Origin of the sequence: Streptomyces sp. HPF1205, from assembly GCF_020400825.1 — a bacterium.
Taxonomy (GTDB): domain Bacteria; phylum Actinomycetota; class Actinomycetes; order Streptomycetales; family Streptomycetaceae; genus Actinacidiphila.
The window spans coordinates 1-565 of record NZ_JAINVH010000146.1 but is presented as its reverse complement, the minus strand read 5'-3'; the positions used below and the strand labels follow the sequence as shown (position 1 = coordinate 565).

Genomic DNA, 565 nt, shown 5'->3' with positions numbered 1-565 from the left:
CTCCACCGATTCGACGGCCTCCACGGCCTCGGCCGGTTCCAGGAAAGCCCCCGGCCCGGTCGGCCCCAGTTCCATCGCCTCGGGGGTGACTTCGATGATCGCGTGGGCGTTGGTGCCACTCACCCCGAACGAGGACACACCCGCGCGACGCACTCCGCCCTCACCGGGCCAGGTCCGCGCGTCCACCGCCAGCTCCACCGCACCGCCGCTCCAGTCGATCTGGGGCGACGGCTCCTCCACATGCAGCGTCCGCGGCACCAGCCCGTACCGCATCGCAAGCACCATCTTCATCACACCCGCCACACCCGCGGCAGCCTGTGTGTGCCCGATGTTCGACTTCACCGACCCCAGCAGCAACGGCCGGCCTGCCGGCCGCCCCTGCCCGTACGTGGCGATCAGCGCCTCCGCCTCGATCGGATCCCCCAACGCCGTCCCCGTACCGTGCGCCTCCACCACGTCCACATCGGAAGGAGCCAGACGAGCGCTGGCGAGCGCCTGCCGGATCACCCGCTGCTGCGAAGGACCATTCGGCGCCGTCAACCCATTACTCGCACCGTCCTGATTC

At 70.3% G+C, this 565-nt stretch carries 1 protein-coding gene; it reads right to left on the bottom strand.

The features are described 5' to 3' along the window. The coding region (locus K7G61_RS36030; protein WP_374204354.1) for a ketoacyl-synthetase C-terminal extension domain-containing protein at positions 1 to 565 on the bottom strand (565 nt) is incomplete at both ends.